This window comes from Cellulomonas biazotea (assembly GCF_004306155.1).
GTDB classification, from domain to species: Bacteria; Actinomycetota; Actinomycetes; order Actinomycetales; family Cellulomonadaceae; genus Cellulomonas; species Cellulomonas biazotea.
In genome coordinates this window covers 1-1,104 of sequence record NZ_BIMR01000485.1, presented here as the reverse complement: position 1 = coordinate 1,104, position 1,104 = coordinate 1, and the positions used below count along the sequence as shown (strand labels likewise).

Annotated in this window: 2 protein-coding genes; one reads left to right on the top strand and one right to left on the bottom strand. The window is 81.1% G+C overall.

Annotated elements, in window-relative coordinates; translation table 11 throughout:
• On the bottom strand, positions 1-285 hold a 285-nt coding region (locus CBZ_RS21575; protein WP_218022842.1), incomplete at its 3' end, for a hypothetical protein.
• Positions 286-483: 198 nt separating this feature from the next.
• Here CBZ_RS21575 and CBZ_RS20355 point away from each other — a divergent pair.
• The coding region (locus CBZ_RS20355) for a hypothetical protein (RefSeq protein WP_218022841.1) at positions 484-1,104 on the top strand (621 nt) is incomplete at its 3' end.

The following is a 1,104-nucleotide window of genomic DNA, read 5'->3' as shown; positions in this document are numbered from 1 at the left end:
GCCCGGCCGCTGCACCCGGGGCGGTGGCGCCGGTGGCGCGAGGGCGACCACGTCGACGTCGGGCGCACGACGCTCGTGCTGCGCCGCCCGCCTGCCTCCGCACCCGGAGCGGCCGGCCCCCACGACGCGGGCGATCCGCACGGCAGGCGTCGCGAGCGCGACCCCGCCACGGCGGCCCTGTGGGTCGGCCCGGTCGTCGGCAGCGTGGTGCTCGCCGCCGTCGTGCGGCAGCCGCTCCTGCTCGTCGTCGGGCTCGTCACCCCGCTCGTGGCGCTGGCGACGCACCTGGTGGGCGCGCGACGTCGTCGGTCCGGGGGTGCCTCCGGGGTCGGTGGTCCGTCCGGGTCGGGTGACGCGTCCGGTCGTGGCGGCGCGACCGGCCGAGGCGGGGTGACGGGCCCTCCCGTGGCGACGGGCGGCCGCGGGGCGTCAGGCCTGGGTGGGACCTCCGGACCGGGTGGGGCGACCGTCGTCGCGCGCGCGGTGACCGACCCCGCGGACCTCGTCGCCGCGACCATGCACGCGATCCTCGACGGCGGCCCGCGGGTCCGCGGGGGTGCCCCCTGGGCGCCCGACGGCACCCTGGTCGTCGTCGGTCCTCCCGGCGCCGCCCGGGACGTCGCGCGCGGGCTCCTGCTCGGCGAGCTCGGGTCGCACCTCGACGCGCGGGTCGTGCTGCGGACCGCCGACGAGCGCGCGTGGCAGTGGTGCGCGACGGTCGCCGGGACGGGACCGCTGCCCGCGACCGACGAGACCGGCGACCCCGGCGCGTGCGTCGTCGTCTGCGACACGGCCGACGCGATCGGCGGACTCGCCCGCTGGCGTGCCGCGACACCGGCCGGGCACCGGCTGCTGCTCGTCCTGCCGCACCGCGGGGCCGTCCCCGCGTGGTGCCGCCACGTCGTCGAGGTCGACCACCGTGGCGCGACGCTGCACGCCCCCGGGGCGTCCTCCCCCGTCCCGCTGCACGCCGTCCGGGAGCACCGGGCTCGCGCGCAGCTCGTGCGCGCGCACGCCGCCCGCGCCGTCGCCGCGGACGGCGCCCCCGACCTCGCGCCGCCGGGTGCCGTCGACCTCGGGGACCTGCCCCACGTGCCGCGACCC